Genomic DNA, 18,349 nt, shown 5'->3' with positions numbered 1-18,349 from the left:
TCTTATACAAGATTGAATATAGCCGCTGCAATGCAGATAGCAGCAACAATAAGTGATACAATAATTCGTAAAATAGAAAAACTATACAATTTTTCCGGATTTTGCATGTCATAACGCACGGTAATGGTTGTTCCAATCTGTGACGCCATTGGTACTTGTATGCAGTTTTGGGACTGATACGTTCTTCCATTCACTTTATACGAAACGGTCGCCCATTTTGAATTACGAAATTTTGAGTTTTCTGGATTTATTGTTTTGAAAGAAATAATCGTACCGACGGTTTCTGCCGTTTTGTTTCTTTTTAAAAAAAATTGAAAACAGTTTATCAATCCAAAACACAATGTTATCACAGTAATGACATAAAGAAAAATAGTATCCCTATCCATAGTCCCACCTTCTTTCTTTATCACGCCAAGTCTGCTTTATCGTAAATCTTTATAGACAAAGATGCTGATATTGCTAAAATCGCAAAACCAATAAGGACAATACCGCCATAAACAAGGTATGGTGAAAACATAGAGAGGAAGTTTAAGTTTAGACTTCCCGCTCTCATAAGCAGTGGCAGAATAAATGGCGAAGCCATAATAATCACACCAAAGGCAAATTTTGTTTTTTCATATCCAAACTTATACTGTATTGGCAAATAAATACCAATAAAAACAGATACTATAAGAAACATAAATGCAAACAGCTTTATATCTGATGTTCCTAATTCGGGCATAAACAAGGTTTCAAGTTCAAAAACGATACAACAGATTGCATATATAGCCATGCAAAAAATGTATTTTGATGAAACTATTGCTTTCCGTGAAAATGGTGTGGCACATAGTAATGTCACAGCTTTTGGAAATTGATACTCTTTTAGGGATACATATTGCAACAGCATGAAAACGCCAAAAGTGACAGAAAGAATAAATCCAAAAACTCCCGTAAACTCCGGTGTCCGCCAACGCATGACAGGTGGGATAAGCGCAATAACTACAAGCATAATCAGCACATATTTTTTTACAATCAGAAAATCCTTTTTTAGTAGGGCGAACAACATCATTTTTCACCTCCGATATTTCCAAGCATAATATCCTCAATCGTCGGACGCTCAACCATAATGTTGGGAATATAAGACCGTACTTCGGATATTTGCTTTGTAATTCCTGTAAATCCAAAATCAGTTTCCGATATAGATAAAAAGAGCTTGCGAGCATCAGTTGTTAAAGCCCCGCTATCACCTTTGACAAGCCGATATGTGTCAAGCAAGGTATCCTTTTCCTCTCGAAAGACGATACGCCCGTTATCAATCATAATGAGCATATCGGCAATCTTATCAAGGTCAGAGGTGATATGTGTCGAAAAGAAAACACCTTTGCCGCCATTTTCCATGTACTCAGTTAAGATTTTCAAAAGCTGCCCCCTAACTAAAGGATCAAGTCCGCTTGTCGGCTCATCCATAATCAAAAGTTCTGCGTTATGAGAAAGAGCTAAAGCAAGAGCATACTTCATTCTCATACCTTTGGAAAGGCTATTGATTTTTTGCTTCGGGTCAAGCGAAAACATATCCATGTACCGCTTAAAATCCTGTTCAGACCATGAAGTGTACGCAGATGAAATAATTCCTTTCATTTCACCGAGCGAAAGTTCTTCGTAAAATCCCCCACCGTCTAAAACTATACCAATACGGTCTTTGATTTCTCTTTCATTCTTATCCATGTCAAGACCGAAAAACTGAATTTTGCCGGATAGCTTGTTCGTCAGACCTAAAAGCGTCCGCAGCGTTGTTGTTTTACCTGCGCCATTGACACCAACAAAACCTGTGATACACCCCTCTGGCAAAGAGAATGTCACATCTTTCAAAGAAAAATCGTCATACGACTTATTTAAACCGCTGACTGTCAAAATATCGTTCATTTCAAGCCTCCTCGTAAAGAATATCCATCATGGAATTAAGTTCTTCCTTACTGATTTTCAGTGATTTTGCTGTTTGTATCATATCCGTCATTTTTTGTTCTACAAGCCGTCGCTTGGAGTCGCGGAGTAATTCAAGATTGCTTGTAGATACAAATGTCCCAATTCCTACTTGACTTACAATAAATCCCTCCTGTTCTAACTCCTCATATACCCGTCGAATTGTTAAGACGCTCACTTTCAAATCATTAGCAAAAGCCCGAATAGAGGGAAGTGCGTCCCCTTCAACCAATTCTTCTTTTAATATGGCGTCCTTAATCTGGTCTTTTATCTGTTGGTATAAGGGAGTGTCAGAAGTATTTGAGATTAGTATTTTCACAAAGCCCCTCGCCCCTTTCTTTTAGTGTGATGTAACTACATACACATTATAAACAACAAGCACATTATTGTCAATATAATACTGAAAACAAACAGATAGAGAGGAATTACAGGATTTTTCTTTACTCTCTTTTGGCAAATGGGGCTTTCCGTTGTAGTAGATAACAAGGGATAAAACTTTCATAGCAAGCATAGGAAATGAGTACCCACTTCCGTATTTTGCCCTGCAAAATTGCTTGTTGGGAAGTGTCCCAAACCCTCGATACGAAAGGAGCGCTTGGATAAAATTAAATATACAGTGAATAAAAGTATTATATGGAATTGCATTGATAATTATTGGTACAAATGTGGTCAAATCAAGAAAAACGAGTGCGAAAGTAAGTGAAAAATCCCTGTGAAGCCCGTTAAATCAAGGCTTAACAAAATCTTCACAAAATAATTAGCACTCACCTCTTGACAGTGCTAATAACGTGTGTTATATTACATGCAGAACAAAGAAAACAACATATTTCTCCCGTGGGAGAGATATTTCTCATATAAGAGGAGGGTTAGCCTATGAATATCAGTAAATTTACACAGAAATCCGTACAGGCTGTCCAGGATCTGGAGAAGGTTGCTTATCAGTTTGGCAACCAGGAGATTGAAGAGGAGCATCTTTTATATGCTCTGCTGGAACAGGAAGACAGCCTGATTCTTAAACTGATCGAGAAGATGGAGATAGATAAAGATTATTTCAGAAATTCTCTGAATCAGGCACTGGATGCTAAGGTTAAGGTATCCGGCGGTGAGCTTCGTTTCGGACAGTATCTGAACAAGGCTCTGGTCAGTGCAGAGGATGAAGCCAAGGCAATGGGAGATGAATATGTCTCTGTAGAGCATCTCTTCCTTGCTTTATTAAGATATCCAAGTCCAAGCATGAAGAAACTGTTTCAGGAATTTGGTATTACCAAGGAACGTTTCCTGCAGGCACTTTCTACAGTACGAGGCAATCAGCGTGTAGTCAGTGACAATCCGGAAGCTACTTATGATACTTTGAATAAATATGGTGAGGATTTAGTCGAAAAGGCACGTAACCAGAAGCTGGATCCTGTGATCGGACGTGATGAGGAAATCCGTAATATCATCAGAATCCTTTCCCGTAAGACCAAGAACAATCCTGTACTTATCGGTGAGCCTGGTGTAGGTAAGACTGCAGCAATCGAGGGCCTTGCACAGCGAATCGTGGCAGAGGATGTGCCGGAAGGTCTGAAGGATAAGAAGATTTTTGCCCTGGACATGGGTGCTCTGGTAGCAGGTGCCAAATACAGAGGTGAGTTTGAGGAACGTCTGAAAGCAGTCCTTGAAGAAGTAAAAAAGAGTGAAGGAAACATCATTCTTTTCATTGATGAGTTACATCTGATCGTCGGTGCAGGTAAGACTGACGGAGCCATGGATGCCAGCAATATGCTGAAGCCTATGCTTGCCAGAGGTGAGCTTCACTGTATCGGTGCCACAACTCTGGATGAGTACCGTCAGTATATTGAGAAAGATGCCGCTCTGGAACGTCGTTTCCAGCCTGTTATGGTAGATGAACCTACAGTGGAGGATACCATTTCCATCCTTCGTGGTCTGAAGGAGAGATATGAGGTCTTCCATGGTGTTAAGATCACAGACAGTGCGCTGGTTGCAGCGGCTACACTTTCACATAGATATATCACAGACCGTTTTCTTCCTGATAAGGCCATTGACCTGGTGGATGAGGCCTGTGCCCTGATCAAGACAGAGCTGGATTCCATGCCTTCAGAGCTGGATGAACAGCGCCGTAAGATTATGCAGCTGGAGATTGAGGAATCTGCACTGAAGAAAGAGACAGATAATCTGAGTAAGGAACGTCTGGAAGCACTTCAGAAGGAGCTGGCAGAGCTTCGTGATACCTTTAATACACAGAAAGCACAGTGGGATAATGAGAAGCATTCTGTAGAGAAATTACAGAAGCTTCGTGAGCAGATTGAGGATGTGAATAAGCAGATCCAGAAAGCAAAACAGAACTATGATCTGGAGAAGGCTGCACAGTTACAGTACGGTGAACTTCCGAAATTACAGCAGCAGCTGGAAATCGAAGAGAAGAGTGTCAAAGAAAGTGACAGAAGTCTGGTACATGAGGCAGTTACTGATGATGAGATCGCAAGGATTATTTCCAGATGGACCGGTATTCCTGTAACAAGACTGACAGAAGGCGAGAGAGCGAAACTCCTCACTCTGGAAGATCAGCTTCACAAGAGAGTTGTAGGTCAGGATGAAGGTGTGAAGAGGGTTACAGATGCAATCCTTCGTTCCAAAGCCGGCATCAAGGATCCGACCAAACCTATTGGTTCTTTCCTGTTCCTTGGTCCTACAGGTGTAGGTAAGACAGAGCTTGCCAAAACTCTGGCAGAGAATCTGTTTGATGATGAGCAGAATATGGTCAGAATCGATATGAGTGAGTACATGGAGAAGTATTCTGTATCCAGACTGATCGGAGCGCCTCCGGGATATGTAGGATATGAGGAGGGCGGTCAGCTTACTGAGGCAGTCCGCCGTAAACCATACAGTGTTGTACTTTTCGATGAGATTGAGAAAGCACATCCGGATGTGTTTAACGTACTGTTGCAGGTACTGGATGATGGCCGTATCACAGATTCTCAGGGACGTACAGTTGACTTTAAGAATACGATTCTTATTATGACCTCCAACATCGGTTCTCCGTATTTGCTGGATGGTATTGATGAGAATGGGGAGATCAAACCTGAGGCTCAGAGTCAGGTTATGGATGACCTGAGAGGTCATTTCCGTCCGGAATTTCTGAACCGTCTGGATGAAATAATTATGTTTAAGCCCTTGACAAAATCTAATATTGGTAAGATAGTAGATTTGATGGTCAGCGAGCTTGACAAACGTCTTGCAGACCAGGAGCTTTCCCTGGAACTGACAGAAGCAGCTAAGAATCAGGTTATCGAGAATGGCTATGACCCGGTATATGGTGCACGTCCGCTGAAGCGTTATCTGCAGAAATATGTGGAGACTCTTGCGGCACGAAAGATTTTGTCCGGAGATGTTCATGCAGGTGATACTCTGGTGCTGGATGTTCAGAATGGGGAATTCATTGTTACGGTAAAGGACGGAAACTAAATGATACCCAAAGATCCAATGATTCTGCTGAGTTATGTGAATACTCAGCTCAGGGATTACTATGATTCCCTGGAAGCACTCTGTACATGCAGAGGACTGAAGAAAGACGAACTGGTGGCGAAGATGCATTCCATCGACTATGAGTATGATGAGGCAACCAATCAGTTCATATAAGAAATATGCGAAATGCTCTCTGACAGCGGGAATTGCTGTCGGGGAGCATTTTTCGTGTTATAGGAAATATGTCGCTGAAGCGACCCGTCGCAGGCGGAGAATCCTGCAAGCAGGATTCTTTCTTATATAAGAAAGTTTACTGCGCTAATTGCGAAAAAAGTAATAAACTGTGGAGCTGTTATTGGGTTATGTGTTTCAAAATCAGTACAATTTTAAAAAATATATAAGACGGAGTGGAAAATAGCTGAAAAACAGATTATCTTGTTAAAAAATAAACGAAATTTATCAGATAATATGTTAAAAATGCATAAAAAAACAGGGAATAAAGTATAAATATTCAATATCCCTACAATTGATTTTTGTATGCTGTATGATATAATTGCATCTGTAAAAAATCGAATGCATTTATAATAGGAAGAAACACCTGTTTCAAGTCGAACCATTTTTCTGACTGCTATATCTGCATTGAGCGAAAAAATAAAATATGGAGGTGGCAGTTTTGAAAAAGTTGGTGACCGTACTGGGTGCTTTTTTTGCAGTTCTTCTGGCTTGTCCGTTGAGTGTATTTGCGGCAGAAGGCAGCAAAGCACCATCTACAGTACCTGTATGGCTTTGCATTCCCTTTGCAGGGCTTTTGTTATGTATTGCAGTGATGCCTCTGGTAAAAGCGGAGTGGTGGGAGTCTCATCAGCCACTGGTTGTTGCCTTATGGATCATTCTGATGGTGGTTCCATTTGCTTTCGTTTATGGAGCCGGAAAGACTGCAGAGACAGTTCTGGACTGTATTGTGAATGATTATCTTACATTCATCATTCTGTTATTCGGCCTGTTCTGCGTATCAGGTAATATTACCATGGAGGGTGATTTCGCAGGTTCTCCCCGTGTTAATGTAGGTCTGCTTGCACTGGGAACTCTTCTGGCAAGCTGTATCGGCACTACAGGTGCCAGTATGCTGATGGTACGTCCGGTAATTAAAATGAATTCATGGAGAAAGAGAAAAGGACATATTATGATCTTTTTTATCTTCATGGTTTCCAATATGGGTGGATGTCTTACCCCGATCGGAGATCCGCCGCTGTTAATGGGATTTATGCGAGGTGTTCCATTCTTCTGGAGTCTGCATCTGTTCCCTGTACTGATCTTTAATATGGTCATTTTGCTGTTTGTATTTTATCAGATTGATAAACGTTCCTACAGAAAGGATATTGCAAATGGACGTAAACCGGATATCCGTAAACCGGGTACTCAGTTCCGTCTGGATGGACTGCACAATATCATCTTCCTTGTGATGATCGTTGGCGCGGTAATTTTAAGCGGTGTACTTCCGGGAATGTCCGCATTCCAGGATGCAGCAGGCAATGTAAGAGGCATTCATCTCTTTGGAGAAGTAACCCTGACATTCCCGGCTCTGATCGAAATCGTGATCATTCTGCTTGCTGCTTTTCTTTCCTTTAAGACAACAGATAAGCAGATCCGTATCAGAAACCATTTTACCTGGGGGGCGATCCAGGAGGTTGCGGTTTTATTCATCGGTATTTTTATCACTATGCAGCCCGCATTGATGCTTCTGAAAGCTGTAGGGCCGAATTTGGGAGTTACTGAACCGGCAGAGATGTTCTGGGCAACCGGTGCGCTTTCCAGTTTCCTGGATAACACACCTACTTATCTGGTATTCCTTACAACAGCAGGAACGCTGGCATTTACCAATGGAATCACAACCACACTGGGAACTGTACCTACCAAGATTCTGTCTGCCATTTCCTGTGGTGCAGTATTCATGGGTGCCAACACTTATATCGGAAATGCCCCGAACTTTATGGTAAAGGCAATCTCTGATGAGAACGGTGTGAAGATGCCATCATTCTTCGGATATATGCTCTGGTCTGTTGCATTTCTGGTTCCGGTGTTTATTATCGATATGTTTGTATTCTTTTTATAAGGAGGGAGGATCATTATGCAGGATAATCAGGAAAAATGTAAAGAACTTGCAATACGCATTTATAACCTGGACGAAGAAGTTTATAAATGTGTGGGTTCCTCTCTGGGACGTACATTTACAGGACAGAAAGAAACAACCATCCGTCATCTGGCAGCACTGATGTATACCAAGCCGGACGGACATCTGCTCAGAAGTGAACTGGCGCTGATCAGTAACATGGCTCGTACCATCAGGGATAAGAGCGAGAGAAGACGTCTTATGATAGAGTATGACAGTATTCTGAAAGAGATCGAAAGTCTTCCGGATACATTTGGACAGACAGATATTGTAGATAAAGAACGTATCAGTCTGAATAATCTGATCGCAAGACGACAGAATGAGATTTCCGAAAATGATCATCTGATCATCTGTATCAGCCGTACACAGGGAAGTGGCGGTAATGATATCGGATTTGAACTGGCAGATCAGCTTCAGATCAACTATTATGATGCAGAAATCTTTGATCAGGTTATGAAGCGTCTGCAGGCAGATAAAAGTGTAGTTAGTGATACAGGTAATTTTGAGAAATTTGATAAATACAGAAAGAAAAAACATACAGATCTGAAAACCTGGTTCAGGGAATTCAATCGTTATCACGGACTTCCGAAACAGGATGCGGTTTTCTTTAATATGAGTGATTTGATCTGTGAACTGGCAAAAAGTGAAGACTGTGTGATCATGGGGCGCTGTGCAGATATGATTTTGAAGAATAATCACATTCCGCATATCAGCCTGTTTATCAGTGCTCCCTTCCAGGTTCGTGTGCAGCATGTTATGGATATCCGTAATATGAATCTGAAACAGGCAGTACGTTTTCTGAAGCAGATGGATAAGCAGCATAAGAAATATTATGAATTTTATACCGGTGAGAAATGGGGAAAACCGGAGAATTATGATTTGTGTATCAACAGTGCCAACTATGGACTGAAGGATACAATTGAATTGATCCAAAGAATGCTGGATCAGAAAGTTCACTGATCAGAAGGAGATTTATCTGTCTGATTTAACCGAATCAAGTAAATAGCGAAGCGGATTGCGAATATCCGCCTGACAAAGAAAATAAGCTCTGTGGATAAAAGAAAAATCCACAGAGCTTATTTTTTTATTTCCAGTTGAATGTGAACATTCCATAAATATAGATAAAGGCAATCATAATCGGAAGTACAAACCGGAAGAGCGGTTTCATCCAGCTTTGTACTTTTAAACCCTTACCGGTATTGCTCTCTTTGATAAAGTTATCCCATCCCCAGCCGAACTTATTACAGCAGAAGAGTGCAAGGATGAGAGAGCCAAGGGGTAAAATATTGTTGGAAACAATAAAATCCCAGAAATCAAGCCAGGTAGTTCCTTCCGCAAATGGCTGGAAGTGGAAAACGCTGAAACCAAGGGCTGTGGTAAGTGCCAGAAGAAAGACACCTGTGCCGCAGACCACGCTGCCTTTTGGACGGGACCAGCCGGTAAGCTCACGTATCATTGCCAGGATGTTTTCGCACACTCCCAGAACTGTTGACATAGCTGCAAATACCATGAACAGGAAGAATAAGGAACCCCAGATGCGACCTCCGGACATGTTGTTAAAAACTGCTGCCATTGTATCAAACAGAAGGCTCGGACCTGCATTTACTTCCAGATTAAAGGTAAAGCATGCAGGGAAAATAATAACTCCTGCCAGAAAAGCAACCAGTGTGTCCAGTGTGATCACATGAATAGCTTCCCCCATCAGAGAATGTTCTTTACCAATATAGCTGCCAAAGATAGCCATGCCACCCATACCTGTAGACAAAGTAAAGAATGCCTGATTCATTGCCCCTACGATCACCGAACCATCAATCTTTGAGAAATCCGGTTTCAGATAAAAGGTCATTCCCTCACCAGCGCCTTTCAGAAAAAGACTGTGCACAGCGAGAGCAAGCATCAGTACCAGCAGTGCAGACATCATATATTTTGTCACACGTTCCAGTCCTCCCTGAAGATTGAAGGAAAGGATGAAAAATGCAATGACTACAGTGACCAGTAAGAAGAATACATTCACAGAGGGAGAGGAAATCATAGCTGAAAATCCCAGTGAACCGTTTTTACCTCTGAGAAACTGTACAAAATAATAAATGATCCAGCCGCAGACAACAGTGTAAAATGCCATCAGGGCAATGTTGCCAAGCAGACAGAACCAACCGAAAATCCCCCATTTCTGTCCTGGCTTTTCCAGCTTACGGTACATGAAAAGGGGACTTGTCTGAGCCGCTCTTCCGATGGAAAATTCCAACACAAGAGCCGGGATTCCCAGGATGACCAGACACAGAAGATAGATCAGCATAAAGCTGCCGCCGCCATTTTGCCCGCACATCCACGGGAATTTCCATACATTTCCGCAGCCAATGGCGCAGCCGGCGGAAAGCATAATGAAGCCAAGCCGGCTTCCAAGCTGTTCACGTTTCATAAGATAACGCTCCCTTCAGAAGTTCATATAAGGGATATTATAAGATAAAAAACAATATTTGTAAAATTGATTGTTTTGTTGTATATTATTGAAAATATCGTTTATATAAGAAAAATAACGCTTCTGCGTTTTGATGGAAAAATATTGAAAAAAATATGGGAAAGGAACGAGAAATGGATACAAATGTGTTAAAAACTTTTATTGCAGTATGTGAATATTCCGGATTTTCGGCTGCTGCAAAGGAACTGGGATATACGCAGTCTACAGTTTCTTCACAGATTAAACAACTGGAAAAGGAACTTGATGTCAGGCTGTTTGACCGTTATTATCATAAAATCAATCTTACGGAAAAGGGTGTTTTAGTTTTGCAGCAGGCTCGAAACATTCTGAAGGCACAGGCGAAAATGCTTGATTCGCTGAATTCGGCTGAAAGCATTGAAGGCGAGATCCGGTTGTCTATGTCTAGTTCTGTCTGCAGCAGATATTTTAAAAATGATTTTCTGCGTTTTCATCATCAGTATCCGGAAATAAAAGTGGAGATAACAGAAAACGGTACAGAGCAGATGTTTGATAAATTACGGAAGAACGAAACAGATCTGGTTTTTACTCTGGACAGGCATATTTATGATTCGGATTTTATTATTTGTGCTGAACAGGAAGAACAGGTTCATTTTATTGTAGCGGCTGATAATCCTGTTGCAGGCTGTTCATGGAAATTAAGTGAAATCTCTCAGAATGAGTTTGTGTTAACAGAACAAGCCATGAGCTACAGAAAAATACTGAATGAAACCCTTGCGTCCCAATCACTGGAAATCCGTCCGGTTCTTGAAATCGGAAATCCGCTTCAGATATGTGAACTGGTAAAAAACAGCAGCCTGCTTTCCTTTCTTCCGGATTTTATTTCGGAGAAATATGTGAAAGACGGACAGATTAAAAGACTGGATGTTGCCGGCTGCCCGGTAACTGTATGGACACAGTTGCTGCTCCACAAAAATAAATGGCGGTCTCCGGCAATTAATGTGTTTATAGAATTTTATAAAGAAGTTATGCAGAGATAGAGCTTGAAGAATATTGGAAATTTTATTCGACCTGGGATGAAAAAAATTAGCCGGGCAAAATAAAATAGAATATTTATAAATTGGAAATATCAAAGTTGAATCTAAAATAATTATAAACTGCACAAAAAACACTTGCATTTTTTGTCTAAAAGTATATTATATATGATTAGTCAGGCTAATTAAAGAATAATATCAGACCTGAAAGAGGACAGAGGCCGGAAAGGAGTGAAGTTATGTGGTGCCCGGAAGATGAGAAGAATGAGAAAGAGAAACGGGAAGAGAAAAGCATGCCTGCTCTCTTTATGGAAATCAACCGCCAATATGGTATGAGATGTATGCAGCGTATACGGGAAATCGGTATCCAACAGGGACAGATGCCGATCATTATGATCGTATACAGACATAACGGCTGCAGCCAGAAGGAGATTGCAGAGTGGATGGGTGTAACACCGCCCACTGTAAATGTAAGTATCCAGCGTCTGGAGAAAGCAAACATTGTCTGCAGGAAACGTGATGATAAAGATCAACGCATCATGCGTGTATATCTGACAGAAAACGGAAGAAAAATCGTGGAGGAGCTCCAGCAGGAAAGCAAAGCTGTGGAGAAAGTGATGTTCAGCAATTTCAGCGAAGCGGAACTATGTCTTTTACGAAGGTTTTTTGGGCAGATTCTGGATAATATTTCGGAGATACCTGTCAACAGGTAGAAACTGAAAAATACATGATGGAGCAGATTGAGAAAACTGTATCAGCATGTTCAGATAAAAATATTGTCTGTGAAAGAACTGACCTATGAGTTTGACACAGACATACATTAAAAATAGGAAAAGAGGGAATCAAGCAATGATTAAACTGATGAAATATCTGAAGAAATCAGCGGGATACATTGTCCTGATCATAGCACTTCTGTTTCTGCAGGCGTACTGTGATCTTTCCCTGCCGGATTATACCTCCAAGATCATTAATGTAGGTATCCAGCAGAAAGGTATTGAAGACAGTGTGCCGGATAAGCTTCGGGATTTAACCTTGCAGAATCTTCAGATTTTTATGGAAGAGGATCAGAAAAAGGAAGTTTCACAGAATTATACACAGAAAGATGATACCTGGGTATTAAATGATGATATTTCCAAAGAAACCAGAGAGAATTTAAATGAGGATTTCTCCAAGGCAATGATGATGGTATCTGCCTTTTCCGAAGACAGTGAGCAGGGGCAGGCAATGGTTGCACAGATGGGTCTTCCAGAGGGAACAGATCCACTGACAGCACTGGCGCAGATGCCGGAAGAAGCAGTACAGCAGATCATGAGTCAGGTGGATGAGAAGCTGAAAGATATGCCGGAGTCTATTGTGACACAGGCTGGTGTTTCTTTTGTTGCTTCAGAATATGAAGCACTGGGAACAGATGTGGATGCCATCCAGATGCGTTACATCCTGATGTCAGGTATCAGAATGCTTGCTATGGCATTGGTAATCATGCTGGCAGCCATCAGTGTTACATTTATTTCAGCCAGAGTGGCAGGCAGACTTGGTCATGACCTGAGAAACAGCATTTACCGTAAGGTTATGAGCTTCTCCAGCAGAGAATATCACAAATTCTCCACAGCATCCCTGATCACACGAAGTACCAATGATGTGCAGCAGGTACAACAGGTTATGGCAATGATGTTCCGTATTGTTCTGTACGCGCCGATCCTTGGTATTGGTGGTGTGATTAAGGTATTGAACACAGATTCTTCCATGACATGGATCCTTGGTGTGGCAGTTGGCCTGATCCTGATTGTGATCTTTGTGCTGTTCCAGGTGGCAATGCCTAAATTCACTATCTTACAGACTCTGATCGACAGACTGAACCTGGTATCACGTGAGATCCTGACAGGTATTCCGGTTATCCGCGCATTCAGCCGTGAAAAGCATGAGGAAGAGCGTTTTGAGAAAGCAAACCTGGATCTGACAAAAACAAACCTGTTTGTCAACAGATGTATGACTTTTATGATGCCTATTATGATGCTGATCATGAATGGTGTATCTGTACTTATTATTTACAGTGGTGCCCATGCAGTAGACAACGGAACCATGCAGGTTGGTAATGTTATGGCATTTATCCAGTATGCAATGCAGATCATTATGTCCTTCCTGATGATCACTGCAATGTCCATTATGCTCCCGAGAGCAAATGTTGCAGCGCTTCGTATTGATGAGGTTCTGAAAACAGAGGTTTCCATTCAGGATCCGGAAACTCCGGTACATCCGTCAGAAAGTGTGAAAGGTGAGATCGAATTTGACCATGTATCCTTTGCTTACCCGGAAGCAGGTGAGAATGTACTGACAGACATTTCCTTTAAAGCAAAGAAAGGTCAGACGATCGCAGTAATCGGAAGTACAGGAAGTGGTAAAAGTACCCTGATCAATCTGATCCCAAGATACTATGATGTGACAAAGGGTTCTGTTAAAGTGGATGGTGTGGATGTCCGCGACATGACTCAGAAAGAGCTTCGTGATAAGCTGGGATATGTGCCTCAGAAGGGTGTACTTTTCTCAGGTACTATTGATTCCAATATCCGCTATGGTAAGCCGGAGATCACTGATGCACAGGTGAAAGAAGCAGCAGAGGTTGCACAGGCTACAGAATTTATTGATACCAAACCGGAGAAATATAAATCCCCTGTATCACAGGGAGGTACCAATGTTTCAGGTGGACAGAAACAGCGTCTGTCCATTGCCAGAGCCATTGCAAAGGATCCGGAGATCTTTATCTTTGATGACAGCTTCTCTGCCCTTGACTTTAAGACTGACAGTCAGTTAAGAAAGGCATTGAAGGAATATACCAAAGATGCAACTACTGTGATCGTTGCCCAGAGAATCAGTACCATCCTTGGTGCAGACCAGATCATTGTACTGGACGACGGACATATGGCAGGCATTGGAACTCATAAGGAACTGATGGCAAATTGTGAGGTATATCAGCAGATTGCAAGATCTCAGTTATCAGAGGAGGAACTGGCATGAGCGAACAGAGAAGAAGAGGTCCTATGGGAGGACATGGACGTATGATGTCCGGCGAAAAGGCGAAAGACTTCAAAGGCTCCATGGCTAAGCTTTTCCGCTATATGGGACGATATAAATTCCGCTTTATACTGATGTTTATCTTTGCAGTAGCGGGAACTGTGTTTAGTATTGTAGGGCCTAAGATTTTAGGTAAGGCGACAACAGAGCTGTTTAACGGCCTGGTTGCTAAGGTAAACGGAACCGGTGAAATCGACTTTGGAAAGATCGGGATGATCCTGTTATGGACACTTGGATTGTATGTGTTAAGTGCATGCTTTTCCTTTGTACAGGGATTTGTAATGTCAGGAATCTCCAATGATGTCACCTATAATCTGAGAAAAGATATTTCAAAGAAAATCAATAGACTGCCTCTGAATTATTATGAGAGCAGAACAAACGGTGAGATCCTCTCCCGTATCACCAATGATGTGGACACTTTGCAGATGAGTCTGAACCAGAGTCTGACACAGCTGATCACATCAGTGACAACCCTGATCGGTGTATTTATTATGATGCTTTCCATTAATGTGTGGATGACTCTGGCAGCACTTCTGATCCTGCCGGTTTCCATGTTCATCATCCAGACTGTCATGAAGCATTCCCAGAAATATTTCCAGGATCAGCAGAGCTATCTGGGTAAAGTAAACGGTCAGATCGAAGAAAACTTCGGTGGTCATAATGTGGTCAGAGTTTTCAACAAAGAGAATGATGTAGTAGAGGAATTTGAAAAAGACAATCAGAAGCTTTATGAATCTGCATGGAAATCTCAGTTCTTCTCAGGAATGATGATGCCGATCATGCAGTTTGTAGGTAACCTTGGATACGTAATGGTAGCTCTTCTGGGCGGTGTGTTTGTAATCAAAAAAAGTATTGAGGTCGGTGATATCCAGTCCTTCTTCCAGTACATCCGTAACTTTACACAGCCAATCCAGCAGATCGCACAGGTCACTAACCTGTTACAGTCCTCTGCTGCAGCTTCCGAGCGTGTATTTGAATTCCTGGAGGAGCCGGAAGAGAGCCAGAATGAGAAGAACCCTGTAGATATTGATACACTTACAGGAGATGTTCAGTTTGAGCATGTAAAATTCGGTTACAATCCGGATAAGATCATTATCAATGACTTCTCCGCAGATGTGAAGGATGGTCAGAAGATTGCCATTGTAGGTCCAACAGGTGCAGGAAAGACAACGATGGTGAAATTGCTTATGAGATTCTATGATCTCAATGGCGGAAGTATTAAGGTAGACGGTTATGACATCAAAGACTTTAACAGAAGCAGCCTGAGAGAGATGTTTGGAATGGTGCTTCAGGATACCTGGCTGTTCTCGGGAACCATTATGGAAAATATCCGTTACGGACGTCTGGATGCTACAGATGAAGAGGTGATCGCAGCAGCAAAGGTAGCCCATGTGCACAACTTTATTATGCAGCAGCCGGGCGGCTATGATATGGTTCTGGATGAAGAAACCAGCAATATTTCCCAGGGACAGAAACAGCTTCTCACTATTGCCAGGGCAATCCTTGCAAATAATAAGATTCTGATTCTGGATGAGGCAACCTCTTCTGTAGATACCAGAACCGAAGTGCGTATCCAGAAAGCCATGGACAATCTGATGAAGGGCAGAACCAGCTTTGTGATCGCGCACAGACTTTCTACCATCAAGGATGCAGATCTGATCCTGGTTATGAAAGACGGTGACATTATCGAGCAGGGAAATCATGAAGAGCTTCTGGCTAAGAAAGGCTTCTATGCAGACCTGTATAACAGCCAGTTTGAGAATAAGGCAACTGCATAAAGTTATTATAAATCCCTCAGGGGTATTTGTGAAAGAGAATATATTCGGCTCCAGGTTAATGCAGATATTTCCTTTGCCAGAAAGATATAGGATCACACAGATACCGGCTGAGGGATTTTTGTCTGTAAATTCACCTGTAAATTTGCCGGATTTTTGCCTTTTCTGTTAGCTGGTAATATGTTATAATTAAAAACTAACTTACGAAAAATGATAAATTTTATCATAGAAACAGAAGAAAATGATAACAATAATAAGGAGTATTGTAGCTGTGAAGTTACTGAACAGCTGCAAATATCAGAGGATATTAACAATATGACAGATAAGAAAAACGGCAGAGAATATCTGGGCTATGTGCTGGAAAAATTAAAAGAACGTATCACAGAGATCAGCCTCTCTCTGGTGGAAGGCCAGAAAGAGATTGAGGGAATGCATGAGTATTACTGGGAAAATTATACAGAGATGGACCAGTATGGCTATGAGAATTATGATAATCAGCAGGCATTGTTCCGCCAGATTTCCGCAAATGAAGAGCAGCTGATTCTGAAACAGAGATTTCGCAGAATGGCAGATTCTCCATTCTTCGGAAGAGTGGATTTCATTTACGAAGGAGAGGACGAACCGGAGATCTTTTATATTGGAATTGGAAATTTTGCAGAGAAAGCAGGGCATATTCCATTAGTATACGACTGGCGTGCTCCGGTAAGCGGTCTGTTTTATGACTATGACAAAGGACCGGCTTCTTATGAGGCTCCCATGGGTGAAATCCATGGTGAGGTTGCTTCCAAATGGCAGTACAAGATCCGCAACGGAAAAATGATCTATGAATTTGAAAGTGATGTAAAAATTGATGATGAGATCCTGAAAGCAGAACTGGGAAGTAACGGTGAGGTACAGCTTAAGAACATCATCCGTACCATTCAGAAAGAGCAGAATGCCATCATTCGAAATACCAAAGACAGGATCATGGTAATCCAGGGTGCGGCAGGAAGCGGGAAAACTTCTGTTGCACTTCACAGGATTGCCTATCTTCTCTATCATGACAGACAGAATCTGAAGTCTTCCAATATTCTGATCCTGTCGCCAAATGGAGTGTTTTCCGATTATATCTCCCATATCCTTCCTGAACTGGGAGAAGAGAATATTAAGGAAATGAGCTTTGATCTTTTTGCCTATAAGCAGCTTAGGGATACAGTTTCTGACTGCGAAGACCGCTATGATGAAATTGAACGCAGAATCCGTTTTCCGCAGAAAGCTTCTCTTGCAGAGGAGAAACAGTCCATGGAATTTATAAATCTTATGGAACGCTATCTGGTGGAACTGGAAGACCGGCTGATGAATTTTAAAGATGTGGAATATAAGGGATTTGTAAAGACAGAATCAGAGATTATTGAATTGTTTTATTTCAAATTTCAGGATTTTCCGCTTCTTTCAAGAATGGATGCAGTTGCAGATTATTTTATTGACGAGGTGGAAACCCTGCGGGATCGTGATCTGGCGGATGATGAGAAAGACCAGATCCGTGAGAAATTCATGAAACTGTATGTGACCGGAGATCTTTATGTGATCTACAGTCAGTTCCTGAAAGAGAACGGATACAAAGGACTTCCGCGTGTTTCTTATGAGAAAAGAAAGCTGAAATATGAGGATGTTTATCCTGTTCTTTATCTGAAATATCGTTTGCAGAGCCAGCAGGGAAGAAGCAATATCAAGCATCTGGTGGTAGATGAGATGCAGGATTACTCAAGGCTTCAGTATGAAATCCTGCAGAGGATTTTCTCCTGCAAAATGACGATCCTGGGTGACCGGGCACAGACTATGGATGACAAACAGCAGGATGTGCTGAAATTTCTGCCGAAGATTTTCGGGAGAGATATCCACAAGATCATTATGAATAAGAGTTACCGTAACACCATAGAGATTGCGTCTTATGCAAATCAGCTTGCGGGTATTGAAGATATGGAACTCTTTGAACGTCATGGTGCTCCGGTGGAGGAGAAAATATTTGCAGATATGAGCCATGCTGCGGAAGAGATTGCAGAAACTCTGAAACTCGGCGAAGAAGAATATGAAACAGCAGCGGTTGTCCTGCGTACAGAGAAAGAAGCAGAACATATGTGGCTTCTTCTGAAGGAAATTCTGGGAGAAAAAGGATTTGATGTAAAAGAACGCCTGTCTTATCTGGACAGAAACAGCACAAGCTTTAAGAAGGGTCTTACAGTTACGACATTCTATCTGGCAAAAGGTCTGGAATTTGATCAGGTATTTGCAGTATTTCCGCAGAAAGACCAGACACCGCTTGTGCGTCAGGCGAGATATATCGCTGCAACAAGAGCCCTTCATGAACTGCATATGTATGAAGTGGAAAAATAAAAAAGTAATCTTCCAGTTACAGAGAAAAAAAGATAAATGGTATGATGAAGCAGAAAAATGGCGTTAT

Annotated in this window: 14 protein-coding genes; 9 read left to right on the top strand and 5 right to left on the bottom strand. The window is 41.7% G+C overall.

From position 1 onward, the window contains the following. Positions 1-2 precede the first annotated feature (2 nt). From KQI87_RS07305 to KQI87_RS07290, 4 genes are read right to left on the bottom strand one after another with little or no spacing between them, the layout of a single operon-like run. Positions 3-410 (bottom strand): DUF3592 domain-containing protein, encoded by a 408-nt coding sequence (locus KQI87_RS07305; protein ID WP_330655729.1) that lies wholly within the window; start codon positions 408-410, stop codon positions 3-5. After that, positions 407-1,048, bottom strand: a complete 642-nt coding sequence (locus KQI87_RS07300; protein WP_216459585.1) for an ABC-2 transporter permease — start codon at positions 1,046-1,048, stop codon at positions 407-409. Before KQI87_RS07300 ends, KQI87_RS07305 begins: the two co-directional genes overlap by 4 nt. Continuing rightward, entirely contained in the window at positions 1,045-1,902 is an 858-nt protein-coding gene (locus KQI87_RS07295) for an ABC transporter ATP-binding protein (protein ID WP_216459584.1), read from the bottom strand. Before KQI87_RS07295 ends, KQI87_RS07300 begins: the two co-directional genes overlap by 4 nt. 1 nt (position 1,903) lies before the next feature. After that, positions 1,904-2,278 carry a GntR family transcriptional regulator gene (locus KQI87_RS07290; protein ID WP_120123861.1) on the bottom strand — a complete coding sequence of 125 codons (375 nt, stop codon included), beginning with the start codon at positions 2,276-2,278 and terminating at the stop codon, positions 1,904-1,906. Between the two features lie 554 nt (positions 2,279-2,832). On the opposite strand from KQI87_RS07290, the gene clpB reads away from it, so the two are divergent. From clpB to KQI87_RS07270, 4 genes are all read left to right on the top strand, one after another. Beyond that, positions 2,833-5,424: an ATP-dependent chaperone ClpB gene (clpB, locus tag KQI87_RS07285; protein WP_119243866.1), complete on the top strand. Its 2,592-nt coding sequence runs from the start codon at positions 2,833-2,835 to the stop codon at positions 5,422-5,424. After that, entirely contained in the window at positions 5,425-5,598 is a 174-nt protein-coding gene (locus KQI87_RS07280) for a DUF4250 domain-containing protein (RefSeq protein ID WP_008706656.1), read from the top strand. Between the two features lie 499 nt (positions 5,599-6,097). Next, the gene (locus KQI87_RS07275; protein ID WP_019162557.1) at positions 6,098-7,537 is read left to right on the top strand and encodes a sodium:proton antiporter; all 1,440 of its coding nucleotides are present in this window, start codon (positions 6,098-6,100) and stop codon (positions 7,535-7,537) included. A 15-nt stretch (positions 7,538-7,552) separates the two neighbouring features. After that, on the top strand, positions 7,553-8,554 hold the full coding sequence (locus KQI87_RS07270; protein WP_216459583.1) for a cytidylate kinase-like family protein: 1,002 nt from the start codon (positions 7,553-7,555) through the stop codon (positions 8,552-8,554). A 124-nt stretch (positions 8,555-8,678) separates the two neighbouring features. Here KQI87_RS07270 and KQI87_RS07265 read toward each other — a convergent pair whose 3' ends face one another. After that, positions 8,679-10,013 (bottom strand): sodium-dependent transporter, encoded by a 1,335-nt coding sequence (locus tag KQI87_RS07265; RefSeq protein ID WP_055199617.1) that lies wholly within the window; start codon positions 10,011-10,013, stop codon positions 8,679-8,681. Between the two features lie 173 nt (positions 10,014-10,186). Between KQI87_RS07265 and KQI87_RS07260 the strand changes: the two genes are divergently transcribed. The 5 genes from KQI87_RS07260 (at position 10,187) to KQI87_RS07240 (ending at position 18,282) form a co-directional block, all read left to right on the top strand. Beyond that, positions 10,187-11,071: a LysR family transcriptional regulator gene (locus KQI87_RS07260; RefSeq protein ID WP_022381258.1), complete on the top strand. Its 885-nt coding sequence runs from the start codon at positions 10,187-10,189 to the stop codon at positions 11,069-11,071. A 233-nt stretch (positions 11,072-11,304) separates the two neighbouring features. Next, positions 11,305-11,778: a MarR family winged helix-turn-helix transcriptional regulator gene (locus tag KQI87_RS07255; protein ID WP_216459582.1), complete on the top strand. Its 474-nt coding sequence runs from the start codon at positions 11,305-11,307 to the stop codon at positions 11,776-11,778. Between the two features lie 136 nt (positions 11,779-11,914). Beyond that, complete coding sequence (locus KQI87_RS07250; RefSeq protein WP_216459581.1) at positions 11,915-14,077, top strand: ABC transporter ATP-binding protein; 2,163 nt, start codon at positions 11,915-11,917, stop codon at positions 14,075-14,077. Beyond that, entirely contained in the window at positions 14,074-15,912 is a 1,839-nt protein-coding gene (locus tag KQI87_RS07245; protein WP_216459580.1) for an ABC transporter ATP-binding protein, read from the top strand. The genes KQI87_RS07250 and KQI87_RS07245 overlap by 4 nt, the downstream gene beginning before the upstream one ends. Positions 15,913-16,224: 312 nt before the next feature. Next, the gene (locus KQI87_RS07240) at positions 16,225-18,282 is read left to right on the top strand and encodes a HelD family protein (protein WP_216459579.1); all 2,058 of its coding nucleotides are present in this window, start codon (positions 16,225-16,227) and stop codon (positions 18,280-18,282) included. The last annotated feature ends 67 nt before the right edge of the window (positions 18,283-18,349 follow it).

Origin of the sequence: Blautia sp. MSJ-9 (genome assembly GCF_018919065.1) — a bacterium.
GTDB lineage: Bacteria > Bacillota > Clostridia > Lachnospirales > Lachnospiraceae > Blautia_A.
This window is presented reverse-complemented; position numbering and strand designations above follow the sequence as displayed.